Consider the following 23,245-nt stretch of genomic DNA (forward strand, 5'->3'; position numbering starts at 1 on the left):
CCGCGTCGGCTCCATCGCAGTACAGATAGGGTGTGGCGGTTCATTGTTTAAGAGGGCTCGGATCGCGGCGAAATCCCCAGTGCGGCGATCGATATTCGCAAGGTTGGTTCTGACGGCGCTTCTGGCGGTTGGTTTCCTGCCGGCCGTTGTTGGTTCCGTCGAGGCCAGGGATCCGCTGCTTGCCTATGGCGCGCGTATCGTCGGCGACGACGCAAGAACCCGCATCGTCATCGATTTCGATCGCGAACCGCGCTTCTCCGTCCACTATATCGCCAATCCGGAGCGCATCATCATCGACCTGCCGGCGACCGCCTTCGGTTTTCCGGCCAAGGATCTCGCTGCCCGCGGCCTGTTCAAGGATATCCGTTATGGCAAGATGGACGAGGAGAGCGCCCGCATCGTTCTGACGACGGCAGGGCCGGTGAAGCTGGCGCTCGCCAAGGTGCAGGCCGACGAGGCTGGCAAGGGTCATCGTCTCGTGCTCGATGCCGAGATGATCGATAAGCAGGCCTTCGCCGAACTGGTGAAGACGCAATCGTGGAGCGATCGGGCCTGGAGCGATCGGGCCTCGAACGATGGGAGCGAAGCGGCGCAGACGACCAGCGCCATTCCGGCGCCTGAGAAAGCCGCGCCCGGCGATTTCGTCATCGCCGTCGACGCCGGCCATGGCGGCATCGACACCGGCGCGATCGGCGTCGACACCAAGACCGAGGAAAAGCAGGTGACGCTTGCCTTCGCCAAGGCCTTGACCGACCTCCTGAACAAGGAGCCGGGCATCAAGGCTTTCCTGACGCGCGAGGACGACGAGTTCCTGTCGCTGTCGCAGCGTGTACTGATCGCCCGCCAGAACCATGCCGGGCTGTTCATTTCGCTGCATGCCGACACGCTGAAGCAGAAGGATATCCGTGGCGCCACCGTCTACACGATCTCCGACAAGGCATCCGACAAACTCGCCGCCGACCTTGCCGAACGTGAAAACCTCTCCGACCAGATCGCCGGCAAGGAAACGGTCGCCGAGCCGCCCGAGGTCGCCGATATCCTGCTCGATCTGACACGGCGCGAAACCCAGGCCTTCTCGATCTCGCTGGCCGAAAGCGTGCTGAATTCTTTCAAGGATCAGGTCGGCACCATCAACAATCCCCACCGTCATGCCGGTTTCCGCGTGCTGCAGGCCCCTGACGTGCCGTCGATCCTTCTCGAACTCGGCTTTCTCTCGAATGCCGAGGACGAGAAACTGCTGCTCGACGACACCTGGCGCGGCAAGATCGTCGGGCTTTTGACCGAGGCGGTGAAGCGATACCGCGCCGGCGTGATGGCGAATGGCGGCTAACGCTTTTTGCCCGAAATTCAGTTGCGGTTGCGGGACGGCCGTATCCATGAAAACAAAGACTTAAACTGCGTTGCATGAATCGAATTCTGAGCAGGATGGCTCAGCTTGGCGGCGGGAACGGGCGTTGCTTGGATGTGACAGTCCTAGTGAAACGCGCCCGCAGCGGTGAATGCGGCGGCGGGAGCCCTATTTTCCTCACAATCGCGCCGTTACTCCGGCTTATGTTTCGCAGCCTGAGGCGCGGAATCGGCTTGTGGCGGTAGCGCTCATGGAGTAAGCCGCGCAACGTGCAAATTGCCTTGATCCATACAATCGTTGCGTCTGCGCCGATTGACGATCGAAGAGACCGGTAGCTGAAAATATGGTTAGACTTTTTGGATATTTCTTCGGAATGGCCTGCGTCCTGTTTCTGGTCGCGGCGGCGGGTGTTGCCATCTATCTCGCCAACGTCGCGAAGGATCTCCCGGACTATGCCGTTCTGAACAGCTATGCGCCGCCGGTGACTACCCGCGTCCACGCCGGCAACGGCGCTCTGATGGCTGAATACGCCAAGGAAAAGCGTCTCTTCCTGCCGATCCAGGCCGTCCCCGACCGCGTGAAGGCCGCTTTCCTGTCGGCCGAAGACAAGAATTTCTACAATCATCCGGGCGTCGATCTCACCGGTCTCGGCCGCGCAATCCTCGTCAACCTGCAGAATTTCGGTTCCGGCCGCCGGCCGGTCGGTGCTTCCACAATCACCCAGCAGGTGGCCAAGAACTTTCTTTTGAGCTCTGACCAGACGATCGACCGCAAGATCAAGGAAGCAATCCTGTCCTTCCGTATCGAGCAGGCCTACAGCAAGGACAAGATCCTCGAGCTCTACCTGAACGAGATCTTCTTCGGTCTGAATTCCTACGGCATCGCCGGCGCCGCGCTCACCTATTTCAACAAATCCGTCACTGAACTGACCGTCGCCGAAGCCGCCTATCTGGCATCGTTGCCGAAGGGTCCGGCCAATTATCATCCTTTCCGCCATCCCGAGGCAGCGCTCGAACGCCGCAACTGGGTGATCGACCGCATGGTCGAGAACGGCTATGTCAGCCAGAGCGATGGCGAGGAAGCCAAGAAGCAGCCGCTCGGCGTCACCGCCCGCACGACCGGCCCTTCGCTCTTTGCTTCGGACTATTTCGCCGAAGCCGTGCGCCGCCAGCTGATCGACCAATATGGCGAGAAGGTTCTCTATGAGGGCGGCCTTTCGGTGCGCACGTCGCTCGATCCGCAGCTGCAGCTTGCGGCCCGCAAGGCGCTGCAGGACGGTCTGGTGACCTATGACGAGCGCCGCGGTTTCCACGGCCCGATCAAGCAGATCGATGCAAGCGGTGATTGGGGCAAGGCGCTTGCCGATATTCCTTCCCTCTCCGACGTGCCGGAATGGCGGCTTGCCGTCGTGCTTGCCGTCTCGGACAGCAACGTCGATATCGGCCTGCAGCCGGCCAAGGATGGAAGCGGCAAGGTTTCAGCCGACCGTCAACGCGGCACCATTGAAGCCAAGAACATGCAGTGGGCCTTCCGTTCGGCCGACGGCGCCCGCAAGACCGCGAAATCGCCGGTCGGCGCCGTAGCCCCCGGTGACGTCGTCTATGTTGCAAAACTCGGCGACGACGCGTCGAGCTCCTATCGCCTGCAACAGCCGCCGAAGGTGCAGGGTGGCCTGGTCGCCATGGATCCGAAGACCGGCCGGGTGCTCGCCATGGTCGGCGGCTTCTCCTACGGCCAGTCCGAATTCAACCGCGCCACTCAGGCGATGCGCCAGCCGGGTTCCTCGTTCAAGCCCTTCGTCTACGCGGCGGCGATGGACAACGGCTATACGCCGGCTTCCGTCATCATGGATGCGCCGATCGAAATCGTCTCCGGCGGCCAGGTCTGGAAGCCGGAAAACTACGGCGGCGAAGTCAGTGGCCCGTCGACGCTGCGCTCGGGCATCGAGCATTCGCGCAACCTGATGACGGTGCGCCTCGCCAACGATCTCGGCATGAACATCGTCGCCGAATATGCCGAGCGCTTCGGCATCTACGATCACATGCTGCCGGTTCTCTCCATGTCGCTCGGCGCCGGCGACACGACGGTGCTACGCATGGTCTCTGCCTATTCGGTCATCGCCAATGGTGGCAAGCAGATCAAGCCGACCTTGATCGACCGCATCCAGGACCGCTACGGCAAGACGATCTTCAAGCATGAGGAGCGTTTGTGCGAGGGCTGCAATGCCGGCGACTGGCAGAACCAGGAAGAGCCGAATGTCGTCGACAATCGCGAAACAGTTCTCGACCCGATGACCGCCTACCAGATCACCTCGATGATGCAGGGCGTCATCCAGCGCGGCACGGCCGCCGGCAAGGTCGATCTCGGCGGTCGCGACGTCGCAGGCAAGACCGGCACCACCAATGACGAGAAGGATGCCTGGTTCGTTGGCTTCACGCCGGATCTGGTCGCCGGTCTCTATATGGGCTTCGATACACCGGCCCCGCTCGGCCGCGGCGGCACCGGCGGCGTTCTCTCCGCCCCGATCTTCAACGAATTCATGCAGGCTGCCGTCAAGGATGCGCCGGAATCGAAATTCGTCATCCCGCCGGGCATGAATCTGATTTCGATCGACCGCAAGACCGGCATGGCCGCCGTCGACGGCGATCCGAACACCATCATCGAGGCCTTCAAGCCCGGCACCGGCCCGGCCGACAGCTTCTCCGTCATCGGCATGGACAGCACCATGGCGCCGGAAGAGATCCTGAAGACCTCGCCGCAGGCAAACCAGGCCGTCCAGACCGGCACGCCCGGCCTGTTCTGACCTCCGTCCCGATTTTTGAACGCCCGCGCGGCCTTTACATCCGCTGCGGGCGTCTCTATGTCCACCAGCACCGGAAGAACCCAGACAGAGAAGCAGGAAAATGCGAGCCGAAATCGAAAACGTGGTCGATGAAACCAAGCAGGCTATCACCCTGCTGAGGAGGCATCTTTGACTGGGACCAGGCGATAAGACGGCTGGACTGGTTGAACAACAAGGCAGAGGATCCCAACCTCTGGAACGACGCTTCCGAAGCGCAGAAGCTGATGCGCGAGCGCCAGCAGCTGGATGACGGCATCAATGGCGTCAAGCAGCTGGAACAACAGCTGAACGACAATATCGAGCTGATCGAGCTTGGCGAGGAGGAGGGCGATCAGAGTGTCGTCAAGGAAGCCGAAGACACGCTGAAAGCCCTGAAGGCCGAGGCTGCCCGCCGCCAGGTGGAGGCCATGCTCTCCGGCGAAGCCGATAGCAACGACACCTATCTCGAAGTCCATTCCGGCGCCGGCGGCACCGAAAGCCAGGACTGGGCGAACATGCTGCTGCGCATGTACACCCGTTGGGCCGAACGCCAGCGTTTCAAGGTCGAGCTTCTCGAAGTCCACGACGGCGAAGAGGCGGGCATCAAATCCGCGACCCTGCTGGTCAAGGGACACAATGCCTATGGCTGGCTGAAGACGGAATCGGGCGTGCACCGGCTGGTGCGCATCTCGCCCTACGACAGCAATGCGCGTCGCCACACTTCCTTTTCGTCGATCTGGGTCTATCCAGTTGTCGACGACTCGATCCAGATCGAGATCAATGAAGGCGACTGCCGCATCGATACCTATCGTTCGTCGGGCGCCGGCGGCCAGCACGTCAACACCACCGACTCGGCCGTGCGCATCACGCATATCCCGACCGGCATCGTCGTGCAGTGCCAGCAGGAGCGTTCGCAGCACAAGAACCGCGCCAAGGCCTGGGACATGCTGCGCGCCCGCATGTACGAAGCGGAACTGAAGAAGCGCGAGGACGCCGCCAGCGCCGAAGCCGCCTCCAAGACGGATATCGGCTGGGGCCACCAGATCCGCTCCTACGTGCTGCAGCCTTACCAGCTGGTCAAGGATATGCGCACCGGCGTTGCCAGCAGCGCGCCGGACGCCGTGCTCGACGGCGATCTGAACGAGTTCATGGAAGCGGCCCTTGCCCACCGCATCAGCGGCGCCGCCGACGCGGTCGTCGACGATGTGGATTGATAGAGCCGCGCTCCGCATTGAGCCGGCATATGCACGTGGAAAGCCCCGCTCCGGGGCTTTTTTCGTACTCAGCCCCTGGCGTCGATGGCGGTATCTCGAAACAGTGCTGCCGATAGATCGGCAATCTCGTCATGAATGGCCGCGCGCTCGATGCCCGGCGGATCGGTAAAGAGCTCTGCCGCAAAGGCAAGGCCGAGTGCGGTGCCCTCCGGCACGAAGATGTAATGCCCAAGGCCGCCAACGAAGATCTTAAGAGCGCTGCGTGAGAGCCGCGCATGCAGCCATGCCGAACATTCCTCGGCCGGCGCAGCCCTGTCGGCGTCGCCGACCAGGATAAGGGCGGGCGCATCGACAGCTTTCAGGGTTTCCGCGCTGAAATCGAGAACGGACCGGCCCGGCGCGCACAGCAGTGCGGCCTTGATTCTCTCATCCCGGTAGGACTTTGTCATGCGGGACCAGGATTGGCGAAACACCTCGCTGGTGGAAAGCAATGTCGGGATATGATCGGCAAGGTCGGGAAATTCCCTCGGTCCGCGCGCGCCACCCGGCTTCATCCTGGACGGTTCGAACTGCGAGAACTGGGTGACGGCGCCAAGAAGCAGCATCACGCTATAGGCTCCGGCCGAAAATCCGGCCGCGAAGACGTTGGTCGTATCGACATGACCGCAGAGATCGCTGAGCCAGTCATCGCGGTGATCGAGCATGTAGCTGAGATCCGGCGCCCGCTCCCAAAGACAGGCAAAGCCTTCAGTGCGATAGGGCTCGTTGCCGGTATTGCCGTGATGGTTGACGCCAAGCGCTGCAAATCCGCGATCGACCAGCCGTCGCGCCAGCCATTCCAGTCCGGCCGCGGATCCGCCGGTGCCATGCGACAACAGGACGAGGGGATAAGGTTGGGCACCCGGCCGGACGGGTGCGTCGCGGGCGACTTTCGCCTTTTGGAACCAGCCTCTTTCCGTTGTGTCGCTTTCCCGCGTTTCATCGGCAGCGGGATACCACAGCGACCAGCTGATGGGTCTGGGGCCGTCTGCGTCCCAGTTCGACCTGTTCTCGTCGTAAAGGACGCCGTCGCGGAAGCCCAATTTCATCTCTCGGATGCCCCTCTGAACAGTTCCCGGCTGTTCAATTCGTCGCCTTCTCCACGGTGATGTCGCCGAATTCATCGATCAGTACGGTCCAGCCATCCGGCTCCGCAGAGGGATCGGTCTTCAGATAGATCGTGGCGAACAGCCCCGGCTCCTTGATGATGCCGTTTGAATTCTCGGGGCGTATATCGGTAATATAAGGCTTCAGGTCGCTGATCTCCTGCAACTCGACGGTAGAAGTGATCGCCGGGCCGGTCTCGGTCTGGGCAATCTGCTGCAGATAGACCTTCGAGGTCCTGTCTGCCTGGCGAACGGCAAATAGCTTGTAGTAGCCGTGGCGCTGCGTGGTCTTTCCCTCGGGGTTGGCAACGCGCTCGGCGCCTGTCGGCGCCCGCTCGACATCCGGTGCGTTGCCGTCATCCTGCCAGTAGCCGGTGCTGGTCGCGAAAATCACCGATGCCGGCAGGATGGCATCCTGCCCCGGCAAGGCTGCGGCCGACCACCCGATGAGGAACACGGTGGTCATCAATAGGCGTCGCATTGCCATCGTCTCAATCCTTGAACTGCTCGGCGAGAATACGGTCGGACCAGGAGCGGTCGGGATCGGAAAGGATGCGTGCCGTCATATGTTCCGACTGGGCGATGCGGACATGCAGCACCGATTTGACCTCGGTATTGTCGGCCACGGCGTTCACCGGCCGCTTGACCGGCTCGAGGACGTCGATATCGACCGTCACCCTGTTGGGAAGCAGTGCGCCCCTCCAACGCCGTGGCCTGAAAGCGCTGACCGGCGTCATGGCGAGCAGTGGGGCCTCGAGCGGCAGGATCGGGCCATGGGCGGAAAGATTATAGGCTGTCGACCCGGCGGGGGTCGCCACCATCAGCCCGTCGCAGATCAGCTCCTCCAGGCGGACGCGCCCATCCACCGCGACCCGTAGATTGGCGGCCTGATAGGACTGGCGGAATAGATAGACCTCGTTGATGGCGAGTGCCGTCGAATTGGTGCCGTCGGCGTTGGCCGTCGTCATCTGCAATGGCCGGAAGACGTTTTCGACGGCGACGCAGATGCGCTCCTGAAGTTGTTCGCTGCGATAGTCGTTCATCAGGAAGCCGACCGAGCCGCGATTCATGCCGTAGACCAGCTTGCCGGAGTTCATCGTGCTGTGCAGCGTCTGCAGCATGAAACCGTCGCCGCCGAGCGCGACGATAACGTCGGCATCGTCGGCCGGCACGTCACCATAAATGCGAATCAACTCCTCGCGCGCTTCAAGCGCCTCTGTCGTCGGTGAGGCGAGAAAGGAAAGAGTCTGAAATGAACGGCCCATGCAATGCCCTTTATGATGCTGTCCTAGCTAAAGGATAAAGGGCTGGCGCGACAAGGACGTTTTCTATCGCGAAGCGTTTTGAGCGGCAGTCGAGCTGTCCGCACTGACACGATTTTTCCTTTACAGAATCATAGAATCTGCTAGTTGGGCACCTATTGCCCTTGTAGCTCAGTTGGTAGAGCACCTGATTTGTAATCAGGGGGTCCCGGGTTCGAACCCTGGTGGGGGCACCATTTTTCCACGCGATACCGCCCGTCCAGACCATAGTCTCGGTTCGACGTTGCTTCGCTCGATCGCGCCGGCGGATTTGCCAGGTATCACGTACTCCTTGATGAACCTTGCCTGAAGGGCTGCTTCAGCGCCAATTCAGCCGCGCCAGCTTATCTTCGCCTCATCATCAATGAGGAAGAAGCAGCCATGAAGCTCGCACATCTCTTTTTCGCCGCAACCATGTCCGTTGGTGCGGCTTTGGCGTCCGTCGCCCCGGCCGCCGCCATGCCCGTCGATCGGCCGGCCGTGTCGGTCCAGGGCGATATCGTTCAAATTCGTGATGGCTGGCGACATGATCGCAACCGTGACGAAAGTGACGACCGCGGTTGGCGCGATGAGCGTGACGACCGTGGCTGGCGCGATCAGCGTGATTGGCGTCGGTCCGACTGGCGCGATGATGACTGGCGCTGGCGCCGGTGGCGTGCCGAGCGTTGGCAGGAACGCCGCGAGTGGCGCCATCGCGATCGTGATATGCCTCTCTGGCTCTACCGCGGCTGACGCGTCCGTTGCGCGCCTGAGACGCGCGGTTACAGAACGGCCCGGATCATCCGGGCCGTTTTCAATGCGTGGCGGGTTCGTTGACGCTTGCCTCAATCCTGTTGCCGTTGCCGGTCTGGCCGGCGCCGGAAGGTGACAGCATCGCGATGCTGAGCACTGAGACGATCATGAAGGCGACGACGGCGATCATTATGCGCATGAGCGTTCAATCCTCGTTCAATTACGGGATTAACGCCTGATCGCCGTCCGCGTTCCTGCTGGGCTAAAGCGCGCCGCATCGAATTTGATTCATGCGACGCGCTTTAGCCTTTTGTTTTTATGCATGTCGTTACCCCGGAACCGCTGCACACTTCCGGGCGATATGCATTATTGCACCTGTCCGGGCGTCGCGGGGCCGGGCGCCGTTGGCGACAACGGATCGGGCTGGTGGATCGGGTGCGACGTGTCCACCCACATGATGCTGAGGATAATCACGACGAAGACCGCGATGAAGAGGATACCGAAAATCAGCGGTCGAATGGCCATGATGGGGATCGTTCCTTCTTGCTTCTGACCGGTCGTTACGATCGGTCATCGGCCGATCATAGTGCCCCAGGAGGTCTTTCCAAGGCAAAATTGAATTTCTCCGGCTTCGGTCGAGCCTTGCGCGGTATCGCCGGCATCGGTTTTTCCAGCTGTCGCACCGGGTTAAACTGTGCCACGGATGCCTGAAACAGTTGGGGACGGGCATCATGAAGCGGATGGTTACAGCATCGGTCATTGTCGCGGCATTCGTCTCATGGGCCGGAGCGTCCGAAAATGCGGGCCTTTTCGACAAGCCGATAAAGCTGGATGTTGTCGTGTTGCCGAAGGATGAGCTCAATCCTGATGCGAAACCGAAGATCACCTGCAGCCGCTATCCCGCATTCATGGTCAAGGAGGTCGATCTCGGTGAGGTCGGAGCCGAAAAGCTGGCGCTGCTTGCCTCCGATGCCCCCTGTGAACGCATCGGCGAGCGCGAGCGGGTGATCGAGGATGATACCGCCGGCTATCTCATCGGCGTCAGCGGCGGTTTCGTGTTTTTCCGTGCGGCGGACGGATGGAACGGCGGGTTGCCCTTTGTCGTCTACGATGCGGCGGCGGGCGAGCGGCTGCTCGACGATTCCCTCGAGGGCGACGATTTTTCTGCGATAAGGAGCGGGAAGGGGGAGCTGGCCCTCGATTTCCGTCGCGTCTACACGGCCTCCTGTTCGCTCTATCTGGAGGGCACTGCCTGCGCCAAGACGATCGCCGCCGACACGGGTCTGTCGCCGCAGCAACTGCCGGATTGCACAGCTGCCTACAAGGCGGAAATCAAACGCACCCCCGAGCATGCGAGGGAAATCGAGAAACTGCCGAGCGTGATCGTCTATCCCGTGGAACTGACTTACGCGGCGGGCGAAGCGGTCCGCAGCCCTATGGACGGACCGACTGCCTGCCGGATACCGAGCTGACCCAGGCGAGTGGGTTGACGGGATACACCGTCAACTTTCAAATCAATGACGGACGAGCGATAGCGGCTTGCCGCCTTCGTCCTTCGATTTGTCGAAATTGCCGTCGGCGCGCATGTCGAAGTCAAGCGATGAGCCGTCATCGCCCATCAGCGTCAGCCCGAAACCCTCGATATGCCAGACTGTCAGTTTCAGCCTGGCGACATTAGCGGCGCAGTCTCCGGATAGTGACAGCGGCGCGTTGCCGTCAGCATTGACATGGCCGTCGAGTGTCACGCCGCAGAGCTTTTCGCCGTCCGGCCTTTGCATCGTCCAAATCCCGGCAAGGCTGTTGAAGGTCGGTAGTCGATCGACGCCGTCGGGTGCGGCGATCAGCAAAAGCGGCACCCGACCTTCCGTCTTCATCGGCGACCCTTCGTTCTCGACGAAACGGGCCAGCACCTTACGCAGCGGATCGATCAGGATGATGCCGCCATTGCCGTCGAAATTCCAGGCATAGGACTCGGCAAGCGAAGGCAGCGGCTTGGCGCAGGAATCCTGTCCGGACAGCCCATAACCGCCGATGGCTGTGCCGGTTTCGAGCGTCATCCGGCATCCGGCTCCACCGTCTTCCGGGGCAACGAGATAAGTTCCGGCCTGCGCTTTGAGAATATCGGGATCGATCTCCTGCCCATATGCGAGACCGCAGACAAGCAGCGCCGCTGCTGCAGCCGCAAGGCGGGGGATGATACGGATCATGGTAATTTCTCTTCGCCTCGGCCCGCTTGCGGACCAGCCTATGCCTTCAGGTAAAGCCGCGCCGCATAAAGCGCGATTGCCGCGGCATTCGAGACGTTCAGCGATTTGATCGCGCCGGGCATGTCGAGGCGGGCAAGCGCGTTGACGGTTTCGCGCGTCTTCTGTCGCAGCCCCTTGCCCTCGGAGCCGAGCACCAGCGCAACCTTCCCGCCCGAGAACGTGCCTTCGAGCGGCGCCGGCCCTTCCGAATCGAGGCCGATGGTGGAGAAACCGAGCTTGTGCAATTCACCGAGTGCATCGGCGAGATTGGTAACCTGTATATAAGGTATCAGTTCCAGCGCGCCGGAGGCGGACTTGGCGAGCACGCCGGATTCGGTCGGGCTATGTCTCTGTGTGGTGATAACGGCGCCGGCATTGAAGGCGACGGCTGAGCGCATGATGGCGCCGACATTGTGCGGATCGGTCACCTGGTCGAGAACGAGCAGGAGAGGGCTGTCTTTCAGCGCTTCGAGCCGGCGGACCGGCAGCGGCCGTGTTTCCAGCATGACGCCCTGATGAATCGCCTCTGGGCCGAGCACCTTGTCGATGTCCTGCGGCGAGACCATTTCGAAGGGAATGCCGAGTGTTTCGACGTCGACTTCGAGCCGCGCCAGCGCGTTCTGCGTCACGAAAAGCTTGATCTTCTTGCGCTCGGGATTGTCGAGGGCGGCGCGCACCGTATGCAGGCCGTAGAGATGCACCTGGTCGGGCGCTAGCGCCGGCGGCTTCCAGTCTTCGCCGCCGCGCTTGCGCTTCTGTGGCTGAGGCGTGGGAATCTCTCCGCGTTCGCGCTTGCCGTCACGGTGCGCGCGCCGCAGCGTGGCGTAATGCGTATCCTTGGCCGATGGGTCTGTCGCGGCCGTGCCGCCAGATTTTTTATCTTTGCTCATGCGGCTTTATAGCCATGGCGCTGGCTGCCGCATAGGCTTTCTTTCATCGGCCGGCTTTCGGCAAGGAATGAAATTTTTCGTGTTTTTTCCGTTGTCATCGTGTTGACAGACGGAAATGCTCCGGTCATATACGCGGCGCAGACGACGGGCCGCAACGCTTCGAAGTCTGACAAACTTGGTCTTCAAGATCCGGACGAATAACTGGAGAGATGCCCGAGTGGTTAAAGGGGACGGACTGTAAATCCGTTGGCTCAGCCTACGTTGGTTCAAATCCAACTCTCTCCACCATTCGTCATCGGATCGGACCACCCCGCGGGTATAGCTCAATGGTAGAGCAGCAGCCTTCCAAGCTGAATACGCGGGTTCGATTCCCGCTACCCGCTCCAGTTTTTCTAAGCCCAATTCACGTGACCGACGCCGCCGCGATAATTCGGCACGCAGATGTTTCAGAAGACGCCGGCGCGGTTGCTCATCTCCGGCAGTCGACGCGATTTTCTCCAAGGATTTCAGTAATTTTCGACGGTGCTCCGGCGAATCGCCTTGCAGGCGGCAAATTGTCCCCCATATGCGCTGTCACACCAAGAATGGCGCCTGCAATTAAGTCTTGCGCAATTTCGCCGAAAGCCTTAAACGGCGGCACTAAACCGGTTCGCCGGGGCCCACCATCTCGTTCACAGGAAGCATTCAAATGGGAAAGAGTAAGTTTGAGCGCAACAAGCCGCACGTCAACATTGGCACGATTGGCCACGTTGACCACGGCAAGACGTCTCTGACGGCAGCGATCACGAAGTACTTCGGCGAGTACAAGGCGTACGACCAGATCGACGCTGCTCCGGAAGAAAAGGCCCGCGGCATCACCATTTCGACGGCACACGTCGAGTATGAGACGCCGGCCCGCCACTATGCACACGTCGACTGCCCCGGCCACGCCGACTACGTCAAGAACATGATCACCGGTGCTGCCCAGATGGACGGCGCGATCCTGGTGTGCTCGGCCGCTGACGGCCCGATGCCGCAGACGCGCGAACACATCCTGCTGGCCCGTCAGGTCGGCGTTCCGGCCATCGTGGTGTTCCTGAACAAGGTCGACCAGGTTGACGACGCCGAGCTTCTCGAACTGGTCGAGCTCGAAGTTCGCGAACTGCTGTCGTCCTACGACTTCCCGGGCGATGACATCCCGATCGTCAAGGGTTCGGCGCTGGCCGCCCTTGAAGATTCGGACAAGAAGATCGGCGAGGATTCGATCCGCGAACTGATGGCCGCTGTCGACGCCTACATCCCGACGCCTGAGCGTCCGATCAACCTGCCGTTCCTGCTGCCGATCGAAGACGTGTTCTCGATCTCGGGCCGCGGTACGGTTGTGACCGGCCGCGTCGAGCGTGGCATCGTCAAGGTTGGCGAAGAAGTCGAGATCGTCGGCATCCGCCCGACGACGAAGACGACGGTGACCGGCGTTGAAATGTTCCGCAAGCTGCTCGACCAGGGCCAGGCTGGCGACAACATCGGCGCGCTGATCCGCGGCGTCACCCGTGACGGCGTTGAGCGTGGCCAGATTCTGTGCAAGCCGGGCTCTGTCAAGCCGCACAAGAAGTTCATGGCTGAAGCCTACATCCTGACGAAGGAAGAGGGTGGCCGTCATACGCCGTTCTTCACCAACTATCGTCCGCAGTTCTACTTCCGCACGACCGACGTGACGGGCATCGTATCGCTGCCGGAAGGCACGGAGATGGTCATGCCGGGCGACAACGTCACGGTATCGGTCGAGCTGATCGTTCCGATCGCGATGGAAGAAAAGCTGCGCTTCGCGATCCGCGAAGGTGGCCGCACCGTCGGCGCCGGTATCGTTGCTTCTATCGTCGAGTAATCCTGGGATTACCCGAAATTCAGGAAAAACCCCGCTGGAAACGGCGGGGTTTTTCGTTTTGATGCTATTAGGGGGATTAACACGTGTTGTAAAAATATCGTTAAGTTCGTCCGTCACAGTATTTTGTTCATCTCACATTCAGAAACCAGTTGTGATTGGTTCATTTTAGTCCAGACTCCTTCATGCAAAGAGGAGAGCCCGGATGATTCCAAAGGCCACGTTCGTTGCGACGATATTCGCGATGTATGTTTTCACGATGTTTTTCATCGCTGCAATTCCGCAAGAGGTTGTTCAGGCAGCCGGAGTGCAGCTCGGCGAGGTAAGTGTCGTCAAGTGATGATTTAGCAGTTCACCGCAGGCTGCTGCGGTGATTGGAAATGATCGGCCAGGTGCCCCTAAGAGGGCGCTCCTGGCGACGCGGGGGTGAACCCTTGCAGGACGCTCGCTTGCTCTTCGCGCGGAAGCGTCTATCTATGCCTCCGATTTCATGATGCGGAGGATATTCCATGAAGAAGCGGATTCTGTTCACGGGCGGTTCGGGCAAGGCAGGTCGCCATACCGTGCCGTGGCTCATCAATGCCGGTTACGAGGTTCACAACCTCGATCTCGTGCCGCTGGACAGTCCCGGCGTCACCAACCTCATTGCCGACATCACCGATAGCGGTCAGGTCTTCAACGCTCTGTCGATGCACCGCGATTTTCCTGATCTGGACGCGGGCCGGGGCGTGCAGCCTTTCGATGCCGTCGTGCACTTCGCCGCCATCCCGCGCATCCTGATCAAGCCCGACAATGAGACTTTCCGCATCAACACGATGGGCACTTACAATGTCATCGAGGCGGCGGTGAAGCTCGGCATCAGGAAGGTTATCGTCGCATCGAGCGAGACGACCTACGGCGTCTGCTTCGCCGAAGGCCATCGTGATTTCCACCAGTTCCCGCTGGAGGAAGACTACGACGTCAATCCGATGGATTCCTACGGGCTCTCCAAGGTGGTCAACGAGAAGACGGCCCGCGCCTTTGCCGAACGTTCAGGCTTCGACATCTATGCGCTGCGTATCGGCAACGTCATCGAGCCGCACGAATATGAGCGGTTCCCCACCTATTTCGCCAATCCCGAAATGCGCAAGCGCATTGCCTGGAGCTATATCGACGCCCGCGATCTCGGGCAGATCTGCCATCTCTGCATCGAAAAGGACGGTCTCGGCTATCAGGTCTTCAACGCGGCCAACGACACCGTCTCGGCCAACACGCCGTCGAAGGAGCTTGCGAAGCGATTCTACCCGAACGTGCCCTTCACCCGCGAAATCGGCGAATATGAAGGCCTGCTCTCCAACCGCAAGATCCGCGAGGTGCTGGGTTTTAACGAAGAGCACGATTGGCGGAAATATGTGACGGTCTGAACGGATATTGGTGGTGCGATGAAAGAGCCGATCGCTCGCATATGCGCAGAATGGCTTTGAAAATCGAAAATCGTGCTTGCCAATCTGCTGTCGTCGTCCTAAAGGGAGCGCCATGCTTTTCATCAGCGATTTGCGGACTTTGGTCCAGGCGCTGAATGATCGGCATGAAGGGGTATAGCTCAGTTGGTAGAGCGGCGGTCTCCAAAACCGCAGGTCGTAAGTTCGAGCCTTACTGCCCCTGCCATTTTCCTCGAAGCGGGACAGCGCGGACATGCTCGCGGCATTCCGGCCGGGGATTGATTGGCGGTAACTAATTTCGTTAAACTTCGGTTTCCCTCTTGTGTATTCGGAAATCGGTGTTTATTTAGGGTTCAACAGACACGCGGTGCGTGGGGCTGATGGTTTCAGCTTTACGCGCCGTAATTGCGTGGGCAGTCGATGGCATCCAAATCCAATCCGTTTGCGTTTCTGCAGCAGGTTCGCTCCGAGACGTCCAAAGTTACATGGCCGTCGCGCCGCGAGACGATGATCTCGACGGTTATGGTGCTTGTGATGGTAGTTTTCGCCGCGCTTTTTTTCTTTGCCGCTGACCAGCTGATCGGCTGGGTTCTGAGCTTCGTGCTGAATACCGGCAACTGATACGGGTGGAGATGAAAATGGCGGCACGTTGGTACATCGTCCACGCATATTCCAATTTTGAAAAGAAGGTCGCTGAGGACATCGAGAACAAGGCTCGCCAGAAGGGGCTTGAGCACCTGTTCGAGAAGATCCTCGTGCCGACCGAGAAGGTGGTGGAAGTGCGTCGCGGCCGCAAGGTCGACAGCGAGCGCAAGTTTTTCCCGGGCTACGTCATGGTTCGTGCCAATCTGACCGATGAAGCCTATCACCTGATCAAGAATACGCCGAAGGTTACAGGTTTCCTCGGCTCCGACAATAAGCCAGTTCCGATTCCGGATTATGAAGCCGAGCGCATTCTCGGTCAGGTCCAGGAAGGTGTCGAGCGGCCGAAGGCCTCGATTACCTTCGAGATCGGCGAGCAGGTTCGTGTTTCCGACGGCCCGTTCGCTTCGTTCAACGGCACGGTTCAGGACGTCGACGAAGAGCGTTCGCGCCTGAAGGTTGAGGTGTCGATCTTCGGCCGCGCAACGCCGGTCGAACTCGAATACGCTCAGGTCGAGAAGGTCTGATTGCAAGAGATTGGAAGCTGGCCTTGCGGCCTGTTTCCTGCGGACTAGTCCGCATCCGCGTGGAAGGTGAGGGGGTCTTAGCCGGACCCTGATGATCCGCACCACGCAACCGCAGCCGCCGGAGAGATCCGGCATCACGGGCCGGGCGACCGGCCGTTCATGAAAGGCAGAGAGATATGGCTAAGAAAGTTGCAGGCCAGCTCAAGCTTCAGGTCAAGGCAGGATCGGCAAACCCGTCCCCGCCGATTGGTCCGGCGCTTGGTCAGCGTGGCATTAACATTATGGAATTCTGCAAGGCGTTCAATGCCGCCACGCAGGAAATGGAAAAGGGTATGCCGATCCCGGTCGTCATCACCTATTACCAGGATAAGTCCTTCACCTTCGCGATGAAGCAGCCTCCGGTCAGCTACTGGCTGAAGAAGGAAGCGAAGATCACCTCCGGTTCCAAGACGCCCGGCAAGGGCGCCAAGGCCGGCTCCCTCACAAAGGCTCAGATCAAGTCGATCGCAGAAGCCAAGATGAAGGATCTGAACGCAGCGGATATCGAAGGTGCAATGGCGATGATCGAGGGCTCTGCCCGCGCCATGGGCCTGGAAGTGGTGGGTTAAGATCATGGCTGGTAAGCGCACGCAGAAGATCAACGAAGGTGTTGATCCCACCAAGCTCTACGCTCTGACCCTGGCCATCGGCATGGTCAAGGAACGGGCTGTCGCCAAGTTCGACGAAACCATCGAAGTCTCGATGAACCTCGGCGTCGACCCGCGCCATGCGGACCAGATGGTTCGCGGCGTCGTCAACCTGCCGAACGGCACCGGCCGTACGGTTCGCGTTGCCGTCTTCGCTCGTGGCGTCAAGGCTGATGAAGCCAAGGCTGCCGGTGCCGATATCGTCGGCGCTGAAGAGCTCGTCGAAATCGTCCAGGGCGGCAAGATCGAATTCGATCGCTGCATCGCCACCCCCGACATGATGCCGCTCGTCGGTCGTCTCGGTAAGGTTCTCGGCCCGCGGGGCATGATGCCGAACCCGAAGGTCGGCACCGTCACCATGGATGTCGCCGGAGCCGTCAAGGCTTCCAAGGGCGGCGCTGTCGAGTTCCGCGTCGAGAAGGCTGGCATCGTCCATGCCGGCATCGGCAAGGCCTCTTTCGACGCCAAGGCTCTGGAAGAAAACATCCGCGCTTTTGCCGACGCCGTCATCAAGGCGAAGCCGGCTGGCGCCAAGGGCAACTACGTCAAGCGCGTGGCGATTTCTTCGACCATGGGCCCCGGCGTCAAGATCGAAGTCGGCTCGGTCACCGCAAGCCCGACTGCGTAAATTATTGCCGGGCTTTATGTCCGGCGACTGAATTTCCGGCCTCGCAAGGGGCCGGAATATTCCGGAGAAATCCGGAATCCTGTCCGAGATTGCAGGTGGTTTTCCCTTAATCACTTTGCCTGCATGAGACGGGTAAGACCCGAATTGCATGAAGTTCGCTTCTAGGAAATCGGTTCGAGCCTTGGATGCCTTGTGCCTCTTTAGCCTTGATTGGCGCGAGAGCGCGGGGGGACAGGATCCTCAAGCGTCGCTTGGGATCTCGCATGATCCCAGGAGGCAAAGGCAACCCGGCGGGCCCATTCTCGGTCCCGCCAACTGGAGATAGGCAGTGGAAAGAGCGGAAAAACGCGAATTCGTCACGGAACTGAGTGAAGTCTTCAAGGCTTCGGGCTCAGTTGTCGTGGCCCACTATGCTGGTGCCACAGTCGCGCAGATGAACGATTTTCGTTCGAAGATGCGTGCAGCTGGCGGTACCGTCAAAGTCGCGAAGAACCGCCTGGCCAAAATTGCCCTTCAGGGTACGGAAGCGGAAGGGATTACCAATCTCTTCAAGGGTCAGACGCTGATTGCATACAGCACCGATCCGATCACCGCTCCGAAGGTCGTCATGGATTTCGCCAAGACCAATGACAAAATCATTGTTCTGGGTGGTTCCATGGGAACAACCACGCTCAACGCCGATGCAGTCAAGTCGCTTGCGACCCTGCCTTCGCTCGATGAGCTGCGTGCGAAGCTGCTGGGCATGATCCAGACACCGGCTACCCGCATCGCTGGAGTTGTTGCAGCACCGGCAAGCCAGCTTGCCCGCGTGTTCGCGGCCTACGCCAAGAAGGACGAAGCCGCTTAAGGCGGTTTTTCGCTGTTTATAATCAACCGGTTCGAACCGAACAAAAGGAACTAGTAAAATGACTGATCTCGCAAAGATCGTTGACGACCTCTCCGCGCTGACCGTTCTGGAAGCCGCAGAACTGTCGAAGCTTCTTGAAGAAAAGTGGGGCGTTTCCGCTGCTGCTCCGGTAGCTGTAGCTGCTGCTGGCGGCGGTGCTGCTGCTGCTGTCGTTGAAGAAGAAAAGACCGAGTTCGACGTCATCCTCACGGATGTCGGCGCCAACAAGATCAACGTCATCAAGGAAGTCCGCGCCATCACCGGTCTCGGCCTCAAGGAAGCCAAGGACCTCGTCGAAGGCGCTCCGAAGGCTGTCAAGGAAGGCGTCAACAAGGCTGAAGCCGCTGACATCAAGAAGAAGCTTGAAGATGCTGGCGCCAAGGCCGACGTCAAGTAATCTTGAATTGCTTTTGGGAGGCAGTCTCTGCTGCCTCCCATTTGCCGTTTTTCTGAACGAATTACCCAAAAGCCGCGTCAAACCGGCTTTTGGGTAATGGGTTCTTCAAAAGGATAGTCTCGCACAGAGGGCAGCACAGCAATCCGAGCTGAGCGTTTTCGGGTGTCGGACGAGATTGGATTACTCATTGATTGACGGGATCGACTGGCCATCGGTTCCCGTCCGTTGCAGGCCCGGGTGCAAGATTTTGAAGGAGCGACGATGGCTCAGACCCTTTCGTTCAACGGTCGTAGGCGCGTACGCAAGTTTTTTGGTAAGATCCCCGAAGTCGCAGAAATGCCGAACCTCATCGAGGTTCAGAAGGCGTCCTACGACCAGTTTTTGATGGTTGAAGAGCCGAAAGGCGGCCGGCCCGACGAGGGTCTTCAGGCCGTTTTCAAGTCGGTTTTCCCGATCACCGATTTCTCCGGCGCCTCCATGCTGGAATTCGTGTCCTACGAATTCGAACCGCCGAAGTTCGACGTTGACGAATGCCGTCAGCGCGATCTGACCTATGCTGCGCCGCTGAAGGTGACGCTGCGCCTCATCGTGTTCGATATCGACGAGGATACGGGCGCGAAGTCGATCAAGGACATCAAGGAACAGTCCGTTTACATGGGCGACATGCCGCTCATGACCAATAACGGCACGTTCATCGTCAACGGCACCGAGCGCGTGATCGTTTCCCAGATGCACCGTTCGCCGGGCGTCTTCTTCGACCACGACAAGGGCAAGAGCCATTCTTCTGGCAAGCTGCTCTTTGCTGCCCGCGTTATCCCCTATCGCGGTTCCTGGCTCGATATCGAATTCGACGCCAAGGATATCGTTTACGCCCGTATCGACCGTCGCCGCAAGATTCCGGTCACGTCGCTGCTGATGGCGCTTGGCATGGACGGCGAGGAAATCCTCGACACCTTCTACACGAAGTCGCTCTACAAACGCGACGGCAAAGGCTGGCGCATTCCCTTCAAGCCGGAAACGCTGAAGGGTGCCAAGGCGATCACCGAGATGGTCGACGCCGACACCGGCGAAGTCGTCGTGGAAGCCGGCAAGAAGCTGACCCCGCGCCTGCTGCGCCAGCTTTCCGATAAGGGTCTGAAGGCGCTGAAGGCCGGCGACGACGATCTTTACGGCAACTACCTTGCCGGCGACATCGTCAACTACTCCACCGGTGAAATCTACCTCGAAGCCGGCGATGAAATCGACGAGAAGACGCTCGGCATCATCCTGGCGAACGGCTTCGACGAGATCCCGGTTCTCGGCATCGACCACATCAATGTCGGCGCCTATATCCGCAACACGCTGACCGCCGACAAGAACGAGAACCGTCAGGACGCTCTGTTCGACATCTACCGCGTCATGCGTCCGGGTGAGCCGCCGACCATGGAATCGGCCGAAGCCATGTTCAACTCGCTGTTCTTCGATGCGGAGCGTTACGACCTCTCCGCCGTCGGCCGCGTCAAGATGAACATGCGTCTCGACCTGACCGTCGAAGACACCGTCCGCATCCTGCGCAAGGACGACATCTTGGCCGTGGTCAGGATGCTGGTCGAATTGCGCGACGGCAGGGGCGAGATCGACGACATCGACAACCTTGGCAACCGCCGCGTCCGCTCGGTCGGCGAGCTGATGGAAAACCAGTACCGTCTCGGCCTGCTGCGCATGGAGCGCGCGATCAAGGAACGCATGTCCTCGATCGAGATCGACACGGTGATGCCGCAGGATCTGATCAACGCCAAGCCGGCTGCTGCCGCCGTCCGCGAATTCTTCGGTTCCTCGCAGCTCTCGCAGTTCATGGACCAGGTCAATCCGCTCTCGGAAATCACCCACAAGCGCCGTCTTTCGGCCCTTGGTCCGGGCGGTCTGACCCGCGAGCGCGCCGGCTTCGAAGTCCGCGACGTGCATCCGACCCACTACGGCCGCATTTGCCCGATCGAAACGCCGGAAGGCCCGAACATCGGTCTGATCAACTCGCTTGCGACCTTTGCCCGCGTCAACAAATACGGCTTCATCGAAAGCCCGTACCGCCGCATCGTCGAAGGCAGGGTGACGAGCGACGTGCTCTACCTCTCCGCCATGGAAGAGGCGAAGTACTACGTCGCCCAGGCCAACGCTGAAATGAACCCTGATGGTTCCTTCGTCGACGAGTTCGTCGTCTGCCGTCATGCCGGCGAAGTCATGCTCGCGCCCCGCGACAGCATGAACCTGATGGACGTTTCGCCGAAGCAGGTGGTTTCGGTCGCAGCCGCGCTCATCCCGTTCCTGGAAAACGACGACGCCAACCGCGCGCTCATGGGCTCGAACATGCAGCGTCAGGCAGTGCCGCTGCTGCGTGCCGAAGCTCCGTTCGTCGGTACCGGCATGGAGCCGGTCGTTGCCCGTGACTCAGGCGCTGCTATCGGCGCCCGCCGCGGCGGCGTGGTCGACCAGGTCGACGCGACGCGTATCGTTATCCGCGCCACGGAAGACCTCGAAGCCGGCAAGTCCGGCGTCGATATCTACCGGCTGCAGAAGTTCCAGCGTTCGAACCAGAACACCTGCGTCAACCAGCGTCCGCTGGTCACCGTTGGTGACGAGGTCAACCGCGGCGACATTCTTGCCGACGGTCCGTCGACCGATCTCGGCGACCTGGCGCTCGGCCGCAACGCGCTCGTCGCGTTCATGCCCTGGAACGGATACAACTACGAAGACTCGATCCTGCTCTCCGAGCGCATTGTTGCCGACGACGTGTTCACCTCCATTCACATCGAGGAATTCGAGGTGATGGCGCGCGACACCAAGCTTGGTCCTGAGGAAATCACCCGCGATATTCCGAACGTTTCGGAAGAAGCTCTGAAGAACCTCGACGAAGCCGGCATCGTCTATATCGGCGCTGAAGTTCAGCCGGGCGATATCCTGGTCGGCAAGATCACGCCGAAGGGCGAAAGCCCGATGACGCCGGAAGAAAAGCTTCTGCGCGCCATCTTCGGCGAAAAGGCCTCCGACGTGCGCGATACCTCCATGCGCATGCCGCCTGGCACCTACGGCACGATCGTCGAAGTGCGCGTCTTCAACCGCCATGGCGTCGAGAAGGACGAGCGCGCGATGGCGATCGAGCGCGAAGAGATCGAGCGTCTTGCAAAGGACCGCGACGACGAGCAGGCGATCCTCGACCGTAACGTCTACGGCCGTCTGATCGAAATGCTGCGCGGCCAGGCTTCCATCGCCGGCCCGAAGGGTTTCAAGAAGGGCGCCGAGCTTTCCAACGCCGTCGTTTCCGAATATCCCCGCTCGCAGTGGTGGATGTTCGCGGTCGAGGACGAAAAGGTCCAGAGCGAGCTCGAAGCACTCCGCGGCCAGTACGACGAATCCAAGTCGCGCCTTGAACAGCGCTTCATGGATAAGGTCGAAAAGGTCCAGCGCGGCGATGAAATGCCTCCTGGCGTCATGAAGATGGTCAAGGTCTTTGTCGCCGTGAAGCGCAAGATCCAGCCGGGCGACAAGATGGCTGGCCGTCACGGCAACAAGGGCGTCGTCTCGCGCATCGTGCCTGTCGAAGACATGCCGTTCCTCGAGGACGGCACGCATGTCGACGTCGTTCTGAACCCGCTCGGCGTGCCCTCGCGCATGAACGTCGGCCAGATCCTCGAAACCCACCTGGGTTGGGCTTGCGCCGGCATGGGTCGCCAGATCGGCGAACTGATCGACGCATACAAGGCCAATGGCAACATCGAGCCGCTGCGCAAGACCATCGGCGATGTCGTCGGTGACGGTCCGAAGGCCGAACAGGTCCAGGATTTCGACGACGACTCGGTTCTGCGTCTTGCCGATCAGTGGAAGCGCGGCGTTTCGATTGCGACGCCTGTTTTCGACGGTGCGAACGAAGCCGACGTCAACGACATGCTGCGTCTGGCAGGTCTCAAGGACAGCGGCCAGTCGACGCTTTATGACGGCCGTACCGGTGAGCAGTTCGACCGCCAGGTGACCGTGGGCTACATCTACATGCTGAAGCTCAACCACTTGGTCGACGACAAGATCCATGCCCGCTCGATCGGTCCATACTCGCTCGTTACCCAGCAGCCGCTGGGCGGCAAGGCGCAGTTCGGCGGTCAGCGCTTCGGCGAAATGGAAGTCTGGGCACTCGAAGCCTATGGCGCGGCCTACACGCTGCAGGAAATGCTGACGGTGAAGTCGGACGACGTCGCCGGCCGCACCAAGGTCTACGAAGCCATCGTCCGCGGAGACGACACGTTCGAAGCCGGTATTCCGGAAAGCTTCAACGTTCTCGTCAAGGAAATGCGTTCGCTGGGCCTTAGTGTCGAGCTCGAAAACACCAAGCTTGATGAGGCGCAGGCAGCCCAGCTGCCCGATGCGGCCGAGTAAGCACCTGATAGGGCGTGCGCTGCCAACGCGGCGCACGCCGGTCCCACCGGGCGCCGTATCCGTGTCGGCCCGGAAGGGAAGTTTCGCCGCATCTTGCGG

The 23,245-nt window shown here is 60.3% G+C and carries 23 protein-coding genes and 4 tRNA genes; 19 read left to right on the forward strand and 8 right to left on the reverse strand.

The genetic code is table 11. The features are described 5' to 3' along the window. Nucleotides 1-43: 43 nt before the first annotated feature. The 3 genes from J3O30_RS08860 to prfB all read left to right on the forward strand — a co-directional run bounded on the left by J3O30_RS08860 (nucleotide 44) and on the right by prfB (nucleotide 5,383). Nucleotides 44-1,330 carry an N-acetylmuramoyl-L-alanine amidase gene (locus J3O30_RS08860; RefSeq protein ID WP_207583826.1) on the forward strand — a complete coding sequence of 429 codons (1,287 nt, stop codon included), beginning with the start codon at nucleotides 44-46 and terminating at the stop codon, nucleotides 1,328-1,330. Nucleotides 1,331-1,691: 361 nt separating this feature from the next. Continuing rightward, complete coding sequence (locus J3O30_RS08865) at nucleotides 1,692-4,151, forward strand: penicillin-binding protein 1A (RefSeq protein WP_207583827.1); 2,460 nt, start codon at nucleotides 1,692-1,694, stop codon at nucleotides 4,149-4,151. A gap of 100 nt (nucleotides 4,152-4,251) precedes the next feature. Then, a protein-coding gene (prfB, locus tag J3O30_RS08870; protein WP_207583828.1) for a peptide chain release factor 2 occupies nucleotides 4,252-5,383 on the forward strand; the annotation gives its coding sequence in 2 pieces (ribosomal slippage) (nucleotides 4,252-4,320 and nucleotides 4,322-5,383; 1,131 coding nt in all). A gap of 68 nt (nucleotides 5,384-5,451) precedes the next feature. Here prfB and J3O30_RS08875 read toward each other — a convergent pair. The 3 genes from J3O30_RS08875 to J3O30_RS08885 are packed head-to-tail and all read right to left on the reverse strand — an operon-like array spanning nucleotide 5,452 to nucleotide 7,793. Next, entirely contained in the window at nucleotides 5,452-6,471 is a 1,020-nt protein-coding gene (locus tag J3O30_RS08875; protein ID WP_207583829.1) for a dienelactone hydrolase, read from the reverse strand. Nucleotides 6,472-6,505: 34 nt separating this feature from the next. Then, a complete protein-coding gene (locus J3O30_RS08880; RefSeq protein ID WP_207583830.1) occupies nucleotides 6,506-7,015 on the reverse strand; it encodes a hypothetical protein in 510 nt (169 codons plus the stop codon). Between the two features lie 4 nt (nucleotides 7,016-7,019). Continuing rightward, nucleotides 7,020-7,793, reverse strand: a complete 774-nt coding sequence (locus J3O30_RS08885; RefSeq protein WP_207583831.1) for an NAD kinase — start codon at nucleotides 7,791-7,793, stop codon at nucleotides 7,020-7,022. A 157-nt stretch (nucleotides 7,794-7,950) separates the two neighbouring features. Between J3O30_RS08885 and J3O30_RS08890 the strand changes: the two genes are divergently transcribed. After that, nucleotides 7,951-8,026: transfer RNA gene (locus J3O30_RS08890), tRNA-Thr, on the forward strand. A 109-nt stretch (nucleotides 8,027-8,135) separates the two neighbouring features. Then, the gene (locus J3O30_RS33140; protein WP_246762755.1) at nucleotides 8,136-8,561 is read left to right on the forward strand and encodes a hypothetical protein; all 426 of its coding nucleotides are present in this window, start codon (nucleotides 8,136-8,138) and stop codon (nucleotides 8,559-8,561) included. 61 nt (nucleotides 8,562-8,622) lie between these two features. On the opposite strand, the gene J3O30_RS08900 is transcribed toward J3O30_RS33140, so the two are convergent. Next, nucleotides 8,623-8,760 carry a hypothetical protein gene (locus tag J3O30_RS08900; protein ID WP_207583833.1) on the reverse strand — a complete coding sequence of 46 codons (138 nt, stop codon included), beginning with the start codon at nucleotides 8,758-8,760 and terminating at the stop codon, nucleotides 8,623-8,625. 167 nt (nucleotides 8,761-8,927) lie between these two features. After that, the gene (locus J3O30_RS08905) at nucleotides 8,928-9,086 is read right to left on the reverse strand and encodes a hypothetical protein (protein WP_207583834.1); all 159 of its coding nucleotides are present in this window, start codon (nucleotides 9,084-9,086) and stop codon (nucleotides 8,928-8,930) included. A 206-nt stretch (nucleotides 9,087-9,292) separates the two neighbouring features. Between J3O30_RS08905 and J3O30_RS08910 the strand changes: the two genes are divergently transcribed. After that, nucleotides 9,293-10,033, forward strand: a complete 741-nt coding sequence (locus tag J3O30_RS08910) for a hypothetical protein (RefSeq protein ID WP_207583835.1) — start codon at nucleotides 9,293-9,295, stop codon at nucleotides 10,031-10,033. A 42-nt stretch (nucleotides 10,034-10,075) separates the two neighbouring features. On the opposite strand, the gene J3O30_RS08915 is transcribed toward J3O30_RS08910, so the two are convergent. The 3 genes from J3O30_RS08915 to J3O30_RS08925 are packed head-to-tail and all read right to left on the reverse strand — an operon-like array spanning nucleotide 10,076 to nucleotide 11,870. Beyond that, nucleotides 10,076-10,768 carry an AprI/Inh family metalloprotease inhibitor gene (locus tag J3O30_RS08915; RefSeq protein WP_207583836.1) on the reverse strand — a complete coding sequence of 231 codons (693 nt, stop codon included), beginning with the start codon at nucleotides 10,766-10,768 and terminating at the stop codon, nucleotides 10,076-10,078. Between the two features lie 38 nt (nucleotides 10,769-10,806). Further along, nucleotides 10,807-11,697, reverse strand: a complete 891-nt coding sequence (gene rlmB, locus J3O30_RS08920; protein ID WP_207583837.1) for a 23S rRNA (guanosine(2251)-2'-O)-methyltransferase RlmB — start codon at nucleotides 11,695-11,697, stop codon at nucleotides 10,807-10,809. Then, on the reverse strand, nucleotides 11,694-11,870 hold the full coding sequence (locus J3O30_RS08925; RefSeq protein WP_207583838.1) for a hypothetical protein: 177 nt from the start codon (nucleotides 11,868-11,870) through the stop codon (nucleotides 11,694-11,696). The genes rlmB and J3O30_RS08925 overlap by 4 nt, the downstream gene beginning before the upstream one ends. Nucleotides 11,871-11,900: 30 nt before the next feature. On the opposite strand from J3O30_RS08925, the gene J3O30_RS08930 reads away from it, so the two are divergent. From J3O30_RS08930 to rpoB, 13 genes are all read left to right on the forward strand, one after another. Continuing rightward, nucleotides 11,901-11,985 (forward strand) — tRNA-Tyr (locus J3O30_RS08930). 24 nt (nucleotides 11,986-12,009) lie between these two features. Next, nucleotides 12,010-12,083: transfer RNA gene (locus J3O30_RS08935), tRNA-Gly, on the forward strand. Nucleotides 12,084-12,385: 302 nt separating this feature from the next. Continuing rightward, nucleotides 12,386-13,561, forward strand: coding sequence for an elongation factor Tu (gene tuf / locus J3O30_RS08940; RefSeq protein WP_207583839.1), 1,176 nt, complete (start codon nucleotides 12,386-12,388; stop codon nucleotides 13,559-13,561). A gap of 202 nt (nucleotides 13,562-13,763) precedes the next feature. Continuing rightward, the gene (locus J3O30_RS33625) at nucleotides 13,764-13,898 is read left to right on the forward strand and encodes a hypothetical protein (protein WP_259669787.1); all 135 of its coding nucleotides are present in this window, start codon (nucleotides 13,764-13,766) and stop codon (nucleotides 13,896-13,898) included. Nucleotides 13,899-14,067: 169 nt separating this feature from the next. Further along, nucleotides 14,068-14,961 carry an NAD(P)-dependent oxidoreductase gene (locus tag J3O30_RS08945; RefSeq protein WP_207583840.1) on the forward strand — a complete coding sequence of 298 codons (894 nt, stop codon included), beginning with the start codon at nucleotides 14,068-14,070 and terminating at the stop codon, nucleotides 14,959-14,961. A 168-nt stretch (nucleotides 14,962-15,129) separates the two neighbouring features. Continuing rightward, nucleotides 15,130-15,205: transfer RNA gene (locus J3O30_RS08950), tRNA-Trp, on the forward strand. A 194-nt stretch (nucleotides 15,206-15,399) separates the two neighbouring features. Further along, nucleotides 15,400-15,600, forward strand: coding sequence for a preprotein translocase subunit SecE (gene secE, locus J3O30_RS08955; RefSeq protein WP_003573826.1), 201 nt, complete (start codon nucleotides 15,400-15,402; stop codon nucleotides 15,598-15,600). Between the two features lie 17 nt (nucleotides 15,601-15,617). Beyond that, the gene (nusG, locus tag J3O30_RS08960) at nucleotides 15,618-16,148 is read left to right on the forward strand and encodes a transcription termination/antitermination protein NusG (RefSeq protein WP_003547516.1); all 531 of its coding nucleotides are present in this window, start codon (nucleotides 15,618-15,620) and stop codon (nucleotides 16,146-16,148) included. Between the two features lie 176 nt (nucleotides 16,149-16,324). Next, nucleotides 16,325-16,756, forward strand: coding sequence for a 50S ribosomal protein L11 (gene rplK / locus J3O30_RS08965; protein ID WP_003547518.1), 432 nt, complete (start codon nucleotides 16,325-16,327; stop codon nucleotides 16,754-16,756). A 4-nt stretch (nucleotides 16,757-16,760) separates the two neighbouring features. After that, entirely contained in the window at nucleotides 16,761-17,462 is a 702-nt protein-coding gene (gene rplA / locus J3O30_RS08970; protein ID WP_207583841.1) for a 50S ribosomal protein L1, read from the forward strand. A 328-nt stretch (nucleotides 17,463-17,790) separates the two neighbouring features. Beyond that, entirely contained in the window at nucleotides 17,791-18,309 is a 519-nt protein-coding gene (gene rplJ / locus J3O30_RS08975; protein WP_164009047.1) for a 50S ribosomal protein L10, read from the forward strand. 58 nt (nucleotides 18,310-18,367) lie between these two features. Further along, the gene (gene rplL, locus J3O30_RS08980; RefSeq protein WP_164009049.1) at nucleotides 18,368-18,745 is read left to right on the forward strand and encodes a 50S ribosomal protein L7/L12; all 378 of its coding nucleotides are present in this window, start codon (nucleotides 18,368-18,370) and stop codon (nucleotides 18,743-18,745) included. A gap of 261 nt (nucleotides 18,746-19,006) precedes the next feature. Beyond that, nucleotides 19,007-23,146 (forward strand): DNA-directed RNA polymerase subunit beta, encoded by a 4,140-nt coding sequence (gene rpoB, locus J3O30_RS08985; RefSeq protein ID WP_207583842.1) that lies wholly within the window; start codon nucleotides 19,007-19,009, stop codon nucleotides 23,144-23,146. Nucleotides 23,147-23,245: the final 99 nt, after the last annotated feature.

It is taken from the genome of Rhizobium sp. NZLR1, from assembly GCF_017357385.1.
Lineage (GTDB): Bacteria > Pseudomonadota > Alphaproteobacteria > Rhizobiales > Rhizobiaceae > Rhizobium.